General features: G+C 74.2%; 13 protein-coding genes. 3 read left to right on the top strand and 10 right to left on the bottom strand.

What is annotated here, in order from left to right; genetic code table 11:
- Nucleotides 1-33: 33 nt before the first annotated feature.
- The 8 genes from CBOVI_RS06620 to CBOVI_RS06655 form a co-directional block, all read right to left on the bottom strand.
- Nucleotides 34-1,575, bottom strand: coding sequence for a UDP-N-acetylmuramoyl-tripeptide--D-alanyl-D-alanine ligase (locus CBOVI_RS06620; protein WP_010268067.1), 1,542 nt, complete (start codon nt 1,573-1,575; stop codon nt 34-36).
- Nucleotides 1,572-3,218: a UDP-N-acetylmuramoyl-L-alanyl-D-glutamate--2,6-diaminopimelate ligase gene (locus CBOVI_RS06625; protein WP_010268071.1), complete on the bottom strand. Its 1,647-nt coding sequence runs from the start codon at nt 3,216-3,218 to the stop codon at nt 1,572-1,574. Before CBOVI_RS06625 ends, CBOVI_RS06620 begins: the two co-directional genes overlap by 4 nt.
- 3 nt (nt 3,219-3,221) lie before the next feature.
- Nucleotides 3,222-5,057 (bottom strand): peptidoglycan D,D-transpeptidase FtsI family protein, encoded by a 1,836-nt coding sequence (locus tag CBOVI_RS06630; RefSeq protein ID WP_010268075.1) that lies wholly within the window; start codon nt 5,055-5,057, stop codon nt 3,222-3,224.
- A 275-nt stretch (nt 5,058-5,332) separates the two neighbouring features.
- Nucleotides 5,333-6,205 (bottom strand): cell division protein FtsL, encoded by an 873-nt coding sequence (ftsL, locus tag CBOVI_RS06635; protein ID WP_125187451.1) that lies wholly within the window; start codon nt 6,203-6,205, stop codon nt 5,333-5,335.
- Nucleotides 6,206-6,309: 104 nt separating this feature from the next.
- Nucleotides 6,310-7,380, bottom strand: a complete 1,071-nt coding sequence (rsmH, locus tag CBOVI_RS06640; protein WP_010267062.1) for a 16S rRNA (cytosine(1402)-N(4))-methyltransferase RsmH — start codon at nt 7,378-7,380, stop codon at nt 6,310-6,312.
- Nucleotides 7,381-7,580: 200 nt separating this feature from the next.
- A complete protein-coding gene (gene mraZ / locus CBOVI_RS06645) occupies nt 7,581-8,012 on the bottom strand; it encodes a division/cell wall cluster transcriptional repressor MraZ (protein ID WP_010267061.1) in 432 nt (143 codons plus the stop codon).
- Between the two features lie 676 nt (nt 8,013-8,688).
- A complete protein-coding gene (locus CBOVI_RS06650; RefSeq protein ID WP_029157785.1) occupies nt 8,689-9,096 on the bottom strand; it encodes a DUF3040 domain-containing protein in 408 nt (135 codons plus the stop codon).
- A gap of 189 nt (nt 9,097-9,285) precedes the next feature.
- Complete coding sequence (locus CBOVI_RS06655; RefSeq protein WP_029157784.1) at nt 9,286-9,696, bottom strand: SAV_6107 family HEPN domain-containing protein; 411 nt, start codon at nt 9,694-9,696, stop codon at nt 9,286-9,288.
- A 223-nt stretch (nt 9,697-9,919) separates the two neighbouring features.
- Between CBOVI_RS06655 and CBOVI_RS06660 the strand changes: the two genes are divergently transcribed.
- On the top strand, nt 9,920-10,573 hold the full coding sequence (locus tag CBOVI_RS06660) for a GNAT family N-acetyltransferase (RefSeq protein WP_050798210.1): 654 nt from the start codon (nt 9,920-9,922) through the stop codon (nt 10,571-10,573).
- Nucleotides 10,574-10,629: 56 nt separating this feature from the next.
- Here the strand turns inward: CBOVI_RS06660 and metF are convergent, their stop codons facing one another.
- Nucleotides 10,630-11,625: a methylenetetrahydrofolate reductase [NAD(P)H] gene (gene metF / locus CBOVI_RS06665; RefSeq protein ID WP_043360953.1), complete on the bottom strand. Its 996-nt coding sequence runs from the start codon at nt 11,623-11,625 to the stop codon at nt 10,630-10,632.
- A 202-nt stretch (nt 11,626-11,827) separates the two neighbouring features.
- Here metF and CBOVI_RS06670 point away from each other — a divergent pair, with 202 nt between their 5' ends.
- Together CBOVI_RS06670 and CBOVI_RS06675 are read left to right on the top strand one after the other, a co-directional pair.
- Complete coding sequence (locus tag CBOVI_RS06670) at nt 11,828-12,970, top strand: polyprenyl synthetase family protein (protein ID WP_010267054.1); 1,143 nt, start codon at nt 11,828-11,830, stop codon at nt 12,968-12,970.
- Nucleotides 12,971-12,973: 3 nt separating this feature from the next.
- Nucleotides 12,974-14,740 carry an alpha-(1->6)-mannopyranosyltransferase A gene (locus tag CBOVI_RS06675; protein ID WP_232625904.1) on the top strand — a complete coding sequence of 589 codons (1,767 nt, stop codon included), beginning with the start codon at nt 12,974-12,976 and terminating at the stop codon, nt 14,738-14,740.
- Here the strand turns inward: CBOVI_RS06675 and CBOVI_RS06680 are convergent.
- A complete protein-coding gene (locus CBOVI_RS06680) occupies nt 14,654-15,106 on the bottom strand; it encodes an Rv2175c family DNA-binding protein (protein WP_010266847.1) in 453 nt (150 codons plus the stop codon). The genes CBOVI_RS06675 and CBOVI_RS06680 overlap by 87 nt on opposite strands.
- Nucleotides 15,107-15,227: the final 121 nt, after the last annotated feature.

The raw sequence follows: 15,227 nt of genomic DNA on the forward strand, positions 1-15,227 counted from the left end.
GCTCCTACTGTCCGTGCTGTCGGTGGTGGCGCGTCACTGTTCTGGGGATGTGCGTGGGTCGTCGGGGGCCCGGGACCCCTCCCCGGCGAGGAGTCCCTCGGCGACGGCCCAGAGGCCGTCGGCGTAGGACGCCTTGACGAGCACGATGTCGTGCGGGGAGAGGTCGTGGTCGAGGACGTTGACCGCCGCGTCGACGCTCTCGACCTCGTGGGAGCTCAGCCCCCGGCCGCGGGCGGCCCGGTGGAGCGCCCGTTGGTTCACCCCGGTGCCGACGACGACGAGGTGGTCGATCCCCCGGTCGACGAGCACGTCGGCGAGCCGCTCGTGCTCCGCGACCGAGTCCTCCCCGAGTTCCCCCATCTGGCCCAGGACGGCCCAGCTCGCGGCGTCGGGGCGGCCCGCCGCGGTGTACGCGAGGGCGTCGATCCCCGCGCGCATGGAGTCCGGGTTCGCATTGTACGAGTCGTTGATGACGGTCACACCGTCGGCCCGGGTCCGCACGTCCATCCGGTTCGCACTCGTCGCGGAGTGCCGGCTCAGGGCGGCGGCGACGACGTCCGGCGCGATGCCGCACTCCATGCCCACGGCCGCGGCGGCGAGCGCGTTGGACACCTGGTGGGCTCCGAAGACGGACAGGTCGACGCGGACGGGCTCGCCGTGCGGGTGGTGGAGCGTGAAGCTCGCGCGGGCGACGTCGTCGAGGGTGATGTCGGTCGCCCGGTACCCGACGCCCCGGTCGGCGGCGTCCGGCGCGGTCGAGAAGCGCACGACGGTCGCGTCGGTGCGCGACGCCATCGCGTCGACCCGGGGGTCGTCGGCGTTGAGCACGGCGGTCCCCCCGGCGTCGCCCGCCGGGAGGGCCTCGACGAGCTCGCCCTTCGCCTCGGCGATCGCGTCCCGGGACCCGAACTCGCCGAGGTGGGCGGAGCCGACGTTGAGCACGACGCCGATGCGCGGCGGGGCGATCCGGGCGAGCTGCGCGATGTGCCCGCGCCCCCGCGCCGACATCTCCGTCACGAGGTGGCGGGTCGTCCGCCCGGCCCGGAGGACCGTGTAGGGGTGGCCGATCTCGTTGTTGAACGAGCCGGGCGGGGCGACGGTCTCCCCGTCCTCGGCGAGGACCGCGGCGATGAGGTCCTTCGTCGACGTCTTGCCGGCCGAGCCGGTGACGCCGACGACGGTGAGCCCGTTCTCCCGGACGAGGACGTCCGTGTTGTGGCGGGCGAGCCGCCCGACGGCGGCGAGCACCCGGGCGCCCGTCCCGTCCGGGTCGTGCTCGAGGTAGGCGGCGTTGGCGGTGCCGGGGTCGCCCGACTCCGCGACGGACGGGCAGAGCAGGGCGGGGGTGCCGACGCCCCGGCCGACCATGACGAGGGCCGCGCCGTCGCCGAGCGCGGCGCCGGCGAAGTCGTGGCCGTCGACGCGCGCCCCGGGAAGGGCCATGAAGATGCTGCCGGGGGTCACCGCCCGGGAGTCGAATTCGACGGGGCCGGTGACGACGGTGTCCTCGTGGGCCCCGTCGATGAGGGCGCCGCCGGTGACCTCGGCGACGGTCCCTGCCGTGAGTTCGATCATGAGTTGGCCTCCTGTGCCGTCATCCGCGAGCCGATGGCCGTGCGCAGGACCTCGACGTCGTCGAAGTCGTGCACGGTCCCGGCGATGAGCTGTCCCTTCTCGTGTCCCTTGCCCGCGACGACGAGCGCGTCGCCGGGGCGCGCCCACGCGACCGCCCGGGCGATCGCCTCGGCCCGGTCGCCGACGGACAGGACGGTGACGTCGCCGTCCCCGGCGGCCCGCCGCTCGTCGGCGACCGTCCGCGCCCCCGCCTCGACGGCGGCCCGGATCGTCGCCGGGTCCTCGTCGCGCGGGTTGTCGTCGGTGACGATGACGGCGTCGGCCCGCCGGGCGGCCTCGGCGCCCATCTCGGGCCGTTTCTCGGCGTCCCGGTTGCCCCCGGCACCGATGACGACGCCGACGCGCCCGCCGTGCCCGGCCCGCTCGAGGTGTTCGGCGAGGGTGCCGACGACCGCCGCGACGGCCGCGGGCTTGTGGGCGTAGTCGACGACGGCCATGAAGTCCTGGCCGGCGTCGACCGCCTGCATCCGCCCGGGCACCTGGACGTCGGACAGGACGCCGGCGATGGTCGCGGGCTCCCCCGCGGCGACGAGGCACGCGAGTGCCAGGGTGGCGTTCGCGACGTTGAACAGGCCGGGCAGGGCGACGCCGAAGACGGCCTCCGTCCCGAGGTGGCGGACGTGGATGCGCTGGCCGCCGGAGGGGGCGACGTCGACCCCCGTGACCGTCCACGTGGCCGCCCCGTCGCGGCCGCGGTCGGTCGTGGCGACGGTGACCGGGTCGTCGAGCATCCCGGCGAGCCGTCGTCCCCAGTCGTCGTCCACGCACACGACGGCGGCGGGGAGGGCCTGTCCGTCCCCGTCGGTGCCGCCCGTGCCGTCGGAGCCGCCGGTGTCCCCGGTGAACAGGGACGCCTTGGTGAGGAAGTAGTCCTCCATCGTCGGGTGGAAGTCGAGGTGGTCCCGGCTGAGGTTCGTGAAGCCGGCGACGTCGAAGGCGATTCCGCGGACCCGGCCGAGGCTCAGGGCGTGGGAGGAGACCTCCATGACGACGTGCGACACCCCCTCGTCGCGCATCCGCGCGAGCAGCGCCTGCATGGTCGGCGCCTCCGGGGTCGTGAGGGAGGTCGGGACGGGGCGGCCGTTGATGCGCGTGCCCGTCGTGCCGATGAGCCCGACGTGGTGGGACTCCATGAGCCCGCGTTCGATGAGGTAGCTCGTCGTCGTCTTCCCGCTCGTGCCGGTGACGCCGATGACGGTCATCCCCCGGGAGGGGTGGCCGTAGATCTCCGCGGCGACCGGCCCCATCCAGCGGCGGCAGTCGTCGACGACGAGGACGGGCGGCACCTCGACGGCGCCGGCGCCGTCGCCCTCACCCGCCGCCCCGGTGATGATCTCCAGGCCGGCGGCGTCGGTGAGCACGGCCGCCCCCGCGGACTGCGCGGCGTACGACGCCCCGTGGACGCGTGTCCCGGGCACCGCGGCGAACAGGCCGCCGGGGTCGACGTCCGAGGCGGCGATCGCCGCGGACGTCACGGTGGTGTCGGCGTCGCCGACGACCCAGCCGCCGGTGAGTGCGGCGAGGTCGCGCAGCGTCGCCCCGCGGTCACCCGGGCGGGCACCGGACGTGTCCTGGTGTGTCATGGTCTACTGCGCCTCCAGCATGAGCTTGGGTCCGGGGTCACCGGACAGGGGAACGTTGTAGTGGTCGAGCAGCCACGACCCGATGTCGTGGAACAGCGGGGCGGCGGACTGCCCGCCCCCGCCGTCGGTCCCGCGCTGGGGCTTGTCGAGCATGATGCCGACGACGAAGCGCGGGTCGTCCGCCGGGGCGATGCCCGCGAACGTGATCCAGTAGTTCGAGTTCGAGTACGCCTTCGTGCGCGGGTCGATCTGCTGGGCGGTGCCGGTCTTGCCGGTGATCTGGTAGCCCTCGATCGAGGCCGGGGAACCCGAGCCCTGCTGCACGCCCGTCGGGTCCTTCTGGACGACGGAGCGGAACATGCTCCGGACCGTCCGCGCGGTCTCCGGGGACACGACGCGCGTCTCCCCGGGGGCGGCGACCGGCTCCTCGGTTCCGTCGGGACCGGTGATCCCGGAGATGATCCGCGGCTCGACCCGCACCCCGTCGTTGGCGATGGCCTGGTAGATGCTCGTCATCTGGAGCAGGCTCATCGACATGCCCTGCCCGATCGGCAGGTTGGCGAACGTGCCGCCGGACCACTGGTTCCGGTCGGGCACGTAGCCGGACGTCTCGCTCGGCAGGCCGATGCCGGTCGCCTGGCCGATGCCGAACCGGTGGAGGTAGTCGCCGAAGGAGTCCTCCCCGACCCGCTGGGCGAGCATGAGGGTGCCGACGTTCGACGACTTGCCGAACACACCGGTGGTCGTGAACGGGGCGACGCCGTGCTCCCACGCGTCGCGCACGGTGACGCCGGACATCTCGATGCTGCCGGGGACCTGGAGCACCTCGTCGGGGGTGGTCTTGCCCTCCTCGATCGCGGCGGAGGCGGTGATGACCTTGCCCACCGACCCGGGTTCGAAGGCGTCCGAGACCGTGCGGTCGCCGAAGACCTTGCCCCGGGCCAGCTGCTTCTCGAGGTCGCCCTCCGGGTTGATGGTGTCCGACGTCGCCATGGAGACGACCTGGCCCGTGTGGGCGTCGAGGACGACGGCCGACGCGGACTCGGCGAGGGACTTCTCCTTCGCCTGCTGCACCTGCTGCTGGATGTACGTCTGCGCGTCGACGTCGAGGGTGAGCCGGTACGACGCCCCGTCGACCGGCGGGTGCTCGTCGCGGGTCGAGCCGGGGATGACGTACCCGCCGCCGGCGACGTCGACGGTCCGCGACCCGTTGACGCCCTGGAGCTTGCCGTCCTGGGAGAGCTCCAGGCCGAACTGCCCCTCGTTGTCGGTGCTGATCTTGCCGATGACGTTCTCCGCGACGGCCCCGTTCGGGTACTTGCGGATGTCCTGGCGCTCGGCGGTGATCTCCGGGAAGTCGGTGACGATCGCCTCGGCGACGTCGGGGTCGACGGTGCGGGCGAGCACCTCGTAGGTGTCGTCCGCCGTGAGCTTCTTCCGCAGGTCGTCACCGTTGACCCGGACCCCGGAGGCCTCGAGCCGGCCGGGCAGCTCGCGGACGATCTGGTCGATCCGGTCGTCGGGGCCGGGGACGGTGTCCGGGTCGAGGTCGTGGCGTTCCTGCATGAACGACCGGAGGGTCTTCGGGTGGACCGAGAGCAGCCGCGCCTCCATCGTGTACGCGAGGTCGCGGCCGTTGCGGTCCGTGATCGTCCCCCGGTGGGCCGGCTCCGTGATGACGGCGGTGCGCTGGGCCTCCGCCTGGGCGGCCAGCGACGGGCCGGTGACGAGCTGCACCCACGCGAGCCGGACGACGACCGCGAGGACGATGATGACGATGAGGATGAACACGTGCCGCAGCCGGCGGGTGAGCGCCGGCGCCGAGGCGTCGACGATCATCCACGAGTTCCGGTCCGGGGTCCGGGACGGGCGGGGCCGCTGCGGACGGGCCGTGCGCCCGGTGGGCTGCCGGCGCTGCGGCTGGTGGTGCGGCCGTCGCGGCCTCTGTCCGTCCGACGTGGGGCTCACGACGTCCCTCCGTTCCTCATCCTCGGGTGTGGTTGTCCGCCACGGGGTCGGTCAGTCGGTCCGTGGCCCGTCAGCGTCCCCCTATTGTGACCTCACGGCCCGTCCGACGGAGGCATTGGACGGGGCGTGTCCGCTCTCCCCTCCCGTCACGGGGCGGGGGCCGGGGCCGGTGCGGCCGGTGCCGCGGGGGCCGGGGCCGCCGGTGCCGCCGGGGCTGCCGGTGCCGCCGGCGCTGCCGGAGCGGGGGCCTGCGCGGCCGGTGCCGCGGGTGCCGCGGGGGCGGCGGGCGCGGGGGTCTGCGCGGCGGGGGCCTGCGCGGGCGTCCCGCCCGTCGCGTACGGCACCGTCGCCGGGGCCTGGGCCGGGGCCTGCGCCGGCGTCCGGGCCGGGGTCTGCGCCTGGGCCCGGCCGTCGACGACGCGCGTCCGCTCGGTGCCGGCCGCCACCCCGGAGCGCCGGTCGTCGCCGTTGACGTCGATGACGGTGCCCTGCTTGGAGGTGTCCGCCGGCCGTGCCTCGGTCACCGTGTCACCGTCGACGGTGAGGACCCCCGGCTGCCCCGGGGTGACCATGCCGAGCTTCGAGGCCTCGGCGGCGATGTGCCGGGTCGACCGGGCGTCGGCGACGTCGCGGTTGAGGCTCTCGAGCTCGTTGCCGAGGTCCTCGCTGCGCTGCCGGGCGTCGGCGATGCTGAAGGACTGCTCCGTCGTCTTGCCGGAGAGGTACATCGCGGTCGCGACGCCGACGGCGCACAGCACGGCGACGACGACCACGAGGGTGATGATCCCCGGTCGCTTCGTCGTGGCGGCGATCCGCCGTCCGCGCACGGAGACGGTCTGGCGTGACCCGGTCCGTCCCCCGCGTGCCGGGCGGGCCGTCCGGGTGGGACGGGACGTGCGGTGCGGGCTCGACGGCGCGTCGGTCCGTGTCGGCCGGGCGGTGGTGCCGGGCGCGACGGCCTCGCGCGGGGCGCGCAGGGACGTCGGGCGGCGGCGCTCTGTGACGGTTCCGGTCGTCATGGCGGGGAGTCCTTACTTGGCCGGGGCCAGTCGGGGTGTGGTGGCTGGGGGTGGGTCGTGTCAGGAGGGTCGTGGTGGGGTCGTCCCGGGGGTCGACGGGCCCCTCAGCTGGTGTCCGTCTCCAGGGGGAAACGCCGTCCCCCGCGGGTGGACACCCGCCGGGCGGCGCGGACCCGGACCGGGGCGGACCGCGGGTTGCGTTCGACCTCCGCGGCGTCGGCCTGTTCCGCACCCCGGGTGAGCAGCTCGAAGGGGGCCTCGGAGCCCGGCAGTTCGACGGGCAGTCCGGCGGGTGTCGTGGACGTGCTGAGCGTCGTCAGCGCGCGCTTGACGATCCGGTCCTCGAGGGACTGGTAGCTCATGAACACCGCGACGCCCCCGACGTGGAGCCGGGACGTCGCCGCGGGGATCACCGCGCGCAGCGAGTCGAGCTCCGCGTTGACCTCGACGCGCAGGGCCTGGAACGTGCGCTTCGCCGGGTGCCCCCCGGTCCGCCGCGACGCGGCGGGGATGACGCGGTAGAGGAGCTCGACGAGACGCGCCGAGGTCGTGAACGGCTCGTCCTCCCGCTCCCGGAGGACGGCCGAGGCGATCTTCCCGGCGAACCGTTCGTCGCCGTAGGTCTTGAGCACCCGCGCGAGGTCACCGTGCGAGTACGTGTTGAGCACGTCCGCCGCGGTCAGCGGCGTCTCCGGGTCCATCCGCATGTCGAGCGGGGCGTCCATGCGGTAGGCGAAGCCGCGCTCCCCCTGGTCGAGCTGCATGGACGACACGCCGAGGTCGAAGAACGCCGCGGAGACCCCGGTCTCCCGGACGTCGACCGGGAGGGCGCCGTCCGCGGTGAGCCCGGCCAGCGCGGCGTCGAGACCGTCGAACCTGGTCCGGACGGGGCGGAACCTGTCACCGAACCGGGACAGGCGGGCCGACGCGTCCCGCAGGGCGGCGGGGTCACGGTCGAGGCCGACGACGGTGGCCGTGGGGAAGGCCTCGAGGAAGGCCTCGGCGTGGCCGCCGGCGCCGAGCGTGCCGTCGATGATGACGGGGTGCTCCGGGGCGTCGGGGGCCCCGACGCCGACGCCGACGAGCTCCACCATCCGGTCCCGCATGACCGGGACGTGCCCGTGCGGGCCCGCCACGGTGCCGCTCCGGTCCCGGGATGTCGCCGTGTCGTCCATGTCCGCCTCCTCTCCGTGCTCGGTGGTCGCTGTCTGTCAGGTCCGTCGGTGCTGCGCTCCGGTCCGCCGGGGCCGGTCGGGCCCCGGGGTCCGGGAGTGTGGACAGGGCCTCACCTGCGCGGGGCCGGTTTGATGTCGGGGAAGTACATCAAACCGGGTCGTCCGCGCAGGTGAGGGCCTGCACACACCCCTCACACCCCTCACAGGAAGGCGCTCAGCACGTCGTCGTCACCCTCGGAGAAGTCCTCCTCGTGCTCCGTGCGGTACCGCTCCCAGGCGTCCGCGTCCCAGATCTCGAGGAAGTCCACCGACCCCGTGACGACGCACTCCTTGCGCAGTCCCGCGTAGTCACGGTGCCCCGGGGACAGTGTGATCCGGCCCTGGCTGTCCGGCGTCTGCTCGTCCGCGCTGGCCGCGAGGTTCCGGACGAAGGCCCGCGCCCGCGGGTTCGTCCGCGACGCCGCCGCCGCGTTCCGCGCCCTGACCAGGAACTCGTCCCGCGGGTACACCGCGAGGCTGTGGTCCTGTCCCTTGACGACCATGAGGCCGTCGGAGAGCTCGTCACGGAACTTCGCGGGCAGCGTCAGCCGGCCCTTGTCGTCGAGCTTCGGGGTGAAGGTGCCGAAGAACACGCCTGCGGCTCCTTCCCCGTCGGTCCGTGTCCCGCGCCGGAGGGGGCTCCGGCCGTGGTGGTTCTTCTCTGTGGTTGTGCCCCGTGCTGGTGCCGCGGGGATGGTCTGTCAGTCCGGTTCCGGGTGCGGTGACGCTGGCGATCCGCCACCTGCACTCCAGTGCGCCCCACAATACCCCACTCTCCCCCACAAAAGCGACAGCTTTCGGCGTGCCGTCTCGTTCCCGACGCACGCAACAGCCGGTGACCAACGAACTCCCGGCGACACGGAGTGGGGTGACCGCCCTGACGACACCCCGGCCCGGGTCGCCGCACCCTCACAGCACACGCCGAGACCGGCCACGGTTCCTGCGCGGACCCGCCGCTACCGCCGCCCGAGGAGCCTCCGCGACCGGGCCGTGGGGGAAAGTGGGGGATGCGGGGACGGCGGGGAACGGCCGGCGCAGCACGGTCGACCCCCGCCGTCCCCGGACACCCCGGCCCCACCGACCGGCACCCCGCCCCGGCCGACTCTCCCCCGTCCCGGACACCCCGCCCCGGCCGACTCTCCCCCGTCCCGGGCACCCGGCCCGGCCGACTCTCCCCCGTCCCGGACACCCCGCCCCCGAACACCCCCGACACAGCGACAGGCCCCGGGGTGTGAACCCCGGGGCCTGTCGTCCCGTCGCCTCAGCGGATCACTGGAAGCGGCGGCGGAAGCTCTCCTCCATCCGGTCGGACAGCCCGCCGGTCCGGCCGGCCGGCCGGCTCCCCGACGCCGCCGCAGCACGGGCCCGGCGCGCCCGACGCCCGGTGGGCGCCGTACCCCCAACCCCCGACGTCGCACGGAAGCCCATGAGCCCGCCGCCGAACATGACGAGGAAGCCGACGGCGCTGAGGATGACGAACGCGAGGTTGTTCTGCGCGAGGATCACTCCCCCGATCAACGCGAGCAGCCCCAGCAACATGACCGCCGCCACCCGGACGGTCAGGTGAAATCCGCCGCCCCCTGTCGCACGGGCCTGCGTCCCGAACCGCGGGTCCTCGGCGATCAGCGCATTCTCGATCTCCTCGAGCATGCGACGTTCCTGCTCAGACAGTGCCACTGCCAACCTCCCCACGGTGTCGTGGATTCCGCGGGGACCCTGGTGCGTCCCCGTCCTGTAATGCATCAACGGACGGGACGGCCGAATTGTTCCGGCCGCCGTCCTCCGTCGCGCCACCGGACCGATCCTACCCCCACGTCACCGCCCCGGGACCGGGACGCCCACACCGCTGTCCCCCACCCCCTGCCGTCACGCCACCACCGGCAGGTACCCGCACTCACCCCGGGCGTCGTCGACCAGCAGACACGCGTCCCGGTAGACCTCCGCGACCGCCTCGTCCCCGAGCCCGCGCTCCAGCCCCAGCTCCACCCGGTTCGTGAACCGCGCGTGCGCCTCGAACCGCCGCGCCCACATCTCCTTCTCCGGCAGGAGGGCGCGCAGCCTGCTCCACGCGCTGCCCGCCGGCATCCGCCGGCGCCCGTCGCGGGCGGACTCGATGAGCGCCCCGGCGGCCCGGCACGCCGCACGGTAGGCGAACACCACCGCGTCGTCCCGCGACGCCGCGGTCCGCGACGCCTCCAGGAGCCGCTCCGCCTCATCGAGGAAGGCCGCCGGTCCGACCTTCCCCCGCCGCCGCATCACCCGTACCTGTGCCGTCATGTCCGTCACCCCGTCCTTCTTCCGTCTCGTCCGCCGGTCGCCGGTCCACGCCGCCCGGCCCGCCACCCGTGGTGCCGTCGCCCGTGAGCTGCCGTTCCGGGGAGCCCCCGGTACCCGGGACGTTACGACCACCACCGGACACCCCCTCCCGCCCCACCGCCCACACTCGAACATCCGTTCGAATTCAGGGGTTCCGGACCGCCGGGCCACGGCGTTTGGCACGATGGACCGCGTGACCCCGACCCCTCCCGGCACCGCCGTGTCCGTGTGCCCGCTCGACTCCGCGGGCTTCACCCGGCGCGTCGACGACCTCATCGCCGTCCACCTCGCGGCGATGGACTACCCCACGGCGTACTTCGACGAACGCCGGTCCCTGTGGCTCACGAACGCCCGGCAGCACCAGTTCACCTGCGAGGTCGCCGTCGCCCACCCGGAGTCCGCCGACCCGGACCCGGCGGACCGCACCCAGCGGATCGTCGGGGTCGCCTTCGCCTTCCGCGGCCACCGGGCGACCTGGTGGTACCGGGAGGTCCACCGGGGGCTCACCGCGGGCGGACACAGCCCGCGCGACGCCGGCGCACTGCTCCGCGACTACTCCGAGATCTCCGAGGTCCACGTGCACCCCCGGGCCCAGGGGCTGGGGATCGGACGCGTGATGCTCACCCGGCTCCTCGAGCGGCTGACCACCCCGGTGGCGCTGCTGTCGACCCCGGAGGTCCCCGACGAGGCGAACGCGGCCTGGCACCTCTACCGTCGCCTCGGGTTCACCGACGTCCTGCGGGACTTCCACTTCGCCGGCGACGACCGGGGGTTCGGCGTCCTCGGCGTCGTCACCCCCGCCGGGCGGCGCCTCCGGGACCGGACCCGCCGCCGCTGACCCCCTCCCGTGCCGGGCGCACGGTCACCGCCCGGGTCGCACGGGCCACCGCGCGGTCAGCGCACGGCGTCCTGCCCCCACTGCGGACCCCACGCCGGCGCCATGCCGAGGTTGTGGAGGACCTCCTGGGTGGCCCGCGGGTGGTTCATCGTCATGAAGTGCAGGTCGGGGACCCCTTCGGCGATGAGCCGCTCGGCCATCGTCGTCGTCAGCTCGATCCCGACCTCCCGGACGGCCGGGCGGTTGGCCTCCTCGTCCCCCGCCGCGGCCCGCAGGAGCCGCCGCTCGAGTTCGGCGGGCAGCGCCGCCCCGGCGAGCTCCATCTGCCGCCGGACGGACCGGAGCGAGGTGATGGGCATGAGCCCGGGGATCACGGGCTTCGCGCCGTGCTCGGGGTCCGCCGCGGCGAGCCGGTCGCGCAGGCGGAGGTAGTGGTCGACGTCGAAGAACATCTGGGTGATGGAGTACCGCGCCCCGGCCCGGAGTTTCGCGAGCGTGTGGCGGGTGTCCTCCTCGAGGTCCCGCGCCCGGTGGTGCCCCTCGGGGAACGACGCGACGCCGATGTCGAAGTCCTCGCACCCGGGCTCGGAGCGGACGAGGTCGATGAGTTCACTGGCGTAGTTCAACCCACCGTCCGTCGGGACCCAGTCCCCGAGCGGGTCGCCCGGCGGGTCCCCGCGCAGGGCGAGGAGGTTCGTCAGCCCCTGGTCGGCGAAGTCCCGCAGGATCGCGCGCAGCTCGTCGCGGGTGTGGTCGACGAGCGTGAGGTGGACGAGGGTCGTCAGCGGCTTCCGCGCGAGCTGCCGGGCGACCCGCAGCGTCCGGCGCCGGCTCGACCCACCGGCGCCGTAGGTGACGGACACGAAGCTGGCCCCGAGATCGTGGAACGCCTCGGCGGCGTTCCAGAGCCGGGTCTCGGCGGCGTCGTCCCGCGGCGGCATGAACTCCACGGAGAAGGGCACCCTGCCCGGGGTCGTGAAGGTCAGGGTGTCCGAGACGGCGATCTGGTGGCTCCGGCGGTGCGTCGTCGCTCCAGGTGATTCTTGACACATGCCAGCCCATCGTAGCCGGTCCGGGGGCCGTCGTCGGGAGCGTCGACCCCCCGCGGGTCCACCGTCCGTCCGTGCCCGGTCGCCCACTACTATGGCCCCGTGGGACAGGTCCGCGGCGCGCAGCTCCCGCCCACCGCCCCACCCGCCACCACGACGACACACCGGCTCCACCCGGGGCACCCCTGAAGGAGGGTCGACGACCATGTCAGACATGCCCGACGCGGGCCCCACCGGCCCGGTCCCCGACGAGGACGTCACGCTGCCGCTCGCGGCGACGGCCGGCGTCGTGAAGTCCCGGCTGACCGACGACCTCGCCGCGCGCCGCGCGACCTACGGCGGCATCGACCCGTCGGTCGACGCGACCCTCGGGATCCTCGAGGACTTCGTGCTCTCCGGCGGCAAGCGGGTGCGTCCGACGTTCGCGTGGGCCGGGGTCCGCCTCGCCCTCGACGGGGGTGGGGCCGACGACGCCCACCCGGCGGCCGGCCCGCTCCTCACCGCGTGCGCGTCCCTGGAGTACATCCAGGCCTGCGCGCTCATCCACGACGACATCATCGACCGCTCCGACTCGCGACGGGGCCGCCCGACCGTGCACCGGCGGGTCGCCGCCCTGCACCGGGAGGCCGGGTGGCACGGGTCCGCGGAGCACTACGGGGTGAGCCAGGCGATTCTCACGGGCGACCTCGCCTTCGCCTGGGCCGACGACATGCTCGCCGGGTCCGGCGTCGGGCCGGCGGCGCTCGCGCGGGCGCGGGAGCCGTGGCGGGCGATGCGCTCGGAGGTCATCATCGGGCAGATCCTCGACATCGCCGTGGAGAACCGGCGCAGCGAGGACCCCGCCGACCCGGACAAGGTCAACCTGTACAAGACCGCCGCGTACACCGTCGAGCGGCCGCTCCACCTGGGCGCCGCCCTCGTCGGCGCGCCGGAGGCCACGGTCGCGCTGCTCCGGGCGGTCGGCCGGGAGATCGGCGTCGCGTTCCAGCTCCAGGACGACATGCTCGGGGTGTTCGGCGACCCGGGGGTCACGGGCAAGCCGTCCGGGGACGACCTGCGCTCCGGGAAGCGCACGTACCTCGTCTCCCGGGCCCTGCGGGCGGCGGACGCCGCGGACCCGGCCGCCGCGGCCGTGCTGCGGGAGGGGCTCGGCGAGGTCACGGACGACGCCGGGGTCGACCGGTTGCGGCAGGTCATCGTCGACTCCGGTGCCGCGGCGGAGGTCGACGCCCGCATCCACGACCTCACCGGCTCCGCCCTCACGCGCCTCACCGGCGGCCCCTTCGGGGACGACGTCACGCGTGACGTCGTCACCCTCGCCGAGACCCTGACGACCAGGACGGCCTGACCCGTGGCCGCCGACACCCCCACCGCCTCCGCGACCGCCCCCGCGTCCCCGGCGTCCCCGGCTCCGGCCCCCCGGTTCTCCCCCACCGCGGCGATCCGGCGCATGAGCTACGACCGGGCGGTCCGCGTCGGTCTGGTCGGCGCGGTCGTCGTCGCGCTGTGCTCCCACGCCGTCGGGGCGACGCGGAACCGCGGCGGCATCATGCAGTCCCTCGGCCTGAGCAGCCTGACCTTCGGCCACCTCGCCGGGATCCTCATCGTCGTGCTGTGGATCGGCGTCGCGCTGCTCATCCTGTCCTGGACGGTCGTCGGCGGGCACATCCTCCGGCACGGCGCGACGCTGCGCCGCTCGACGGTCGTGGCGTGGACCGCCCCCTTCCTCGTCGCGGGGCCGCTCATGTCCCGGGACGTGTACTCCTACCTCATGCAGGGCTCCCTCGCCCGCCTCGGCATCGACCCGTACGACCACGGGGCCGCGGCGAACCCGGGCCCGCTGTTCTTCGAGGTGAGCTCCGACTGGCGGAACACGACGACCCCCTACGGCCCACTCCACCTCGCCATCGGCGACCTCGTGACCTCGGTGACCGGCGAGAACATCACCCTCGGCGTGCTGGTCTACAAGGTCTTCTCGCTCGCGTGCCTCGCGGTGCTCGTCGTCGGGGTCGCGGGCCTCGCCCGGCACCTCGGGGCACGCCCGTCGGTGGCGGTGTGGCTGGGCGTCGTCAACCCGTTGTCGCTCATCCACCTCGTCGGCGGGATGCACAACGAGGTGACGATGATGGCGTTCGTCGTCACCGGCCTGCTCGCCGCGCTGCGGCTGCCCCCCGTCCGGGGTGCGGTCCTCGGCGCGGTGCTCGTCGGCCTGGGCGTGTCGGTGAAGGCCACGGCGCTCATCGCCCTGCCGTTCCTCGTGTGGGTCGCCGTCGCCCGGACCGTGGGGCCGGCCCGCTCGCGGGCCGCCGGAGGATCCGGCCGGTGGCGGCGACGGGCGGGCGCGGTCGTCGGCCTCGGCGCCGTGTGCGCGGCCGCCGTCGGCGCCGTCCTCGCGCTCGTGACGCTGCTCAGCGGGCAGACGTGGGGCTGGGTCCGGGAGATCACCGGCAACACCAAGGTCATCAACCCGCTGTCCCTGCCGTCGCTCATCGCGGGCATCCTCAGCCGGCCGCTCATGGCCCTCGACGACGACGTCACGTTCAACGGCATCCTCACCGCGGTCCGGCCCTGGTCGACGGTCCTCATGGCCGTCCTGCTCGTCGCCACCTGGTGGATCTGGCGCCGGGACGCGCGCGCCGCCCTCACCGGGGCGACGGTCGCGTACGCCGTCACGTGCGTGCTCAACGCGGTGGTCCTGCCCTGGTACTACGCCGCGCCCCTCGCCCTGGTCGAGGTGTGGATGCGCGACCGGCGGGGGGTGTTCCTCGTCGGGTGGCTGTGCGCCGTGTTGTCGATGATGTTCGACGGCGGCGGCAACAACCGCCTCTACGACCTGTGGTGGATCGTCCTCGTCGGGGCGGTGACGTGGTGGATGCTCCGCGCCACGACCGGGTACTCCCCCCTCGACGCGGAGGAACGGACCGACCCCTGGGTCCTCACGCCCCCGGACGCGACCACACCGGACCCGACCACACCGGACCCGACCGCCCCCGACGCGACCGCCCCGGACCCGGCCCCCACGGCCGGGACCTCAGCTGATCGCCATAGCCTGGGCCCGTCGCATGACCTCGCGGGCGAGGTGCCCGTGGAGGGCGTCGACGGGGCGCCCGGGCAGTGACGGGTCCTCGGTGAAGAGGTAGTCGATGATCTCGGCGTCGGTGTAGCCGCCGTCGGACAGCAGGGCGATGAGCCCGGGCACGAACCGGTTGACCTCCGCACCGGTGGCCTCCGACCCCGGGTCACCGGTGAGGAAGCGCGCGGGGATGCGGCGGGTGCCGTCGACCTCCACGGCGATGAGACGGTGGCTGTTCACCATGTCCATCACCCGGGTGACGACGACCCCGAGGCGCTCGGCGGTCTCGGGGACGCTGAGCACGGGCTCGCCGGCGGGGAGTACACCGCCGGTGCCGGTCGCCGGGCCCGTCGCCGTCGTCTCCGGGTCGGTCCCGTGGGGGGTCTGCTGCTTCTCACTCGTGTCAGTCACGGGACCACTGTATCCCGCCCCGGGGTGTCGACGCCGCCGCCCCCGCGGCGACGGCACCTGCGTCACAGGCGTCACACCCGTATAATCGGGCCATTCACCGCCGTTGAGCCGGAAGGACCCA

The organism is Corynebacterium bovis DSM 20582 = CIP 54.80, assembly GCF_030408615.1.
Classification (GTDB): Bacteria; Actinomycetota; Actinomycetes; order Mycobacteriales; family Mycobacteriaceae; genus Corynebacterium; species Corynebacterium bovis.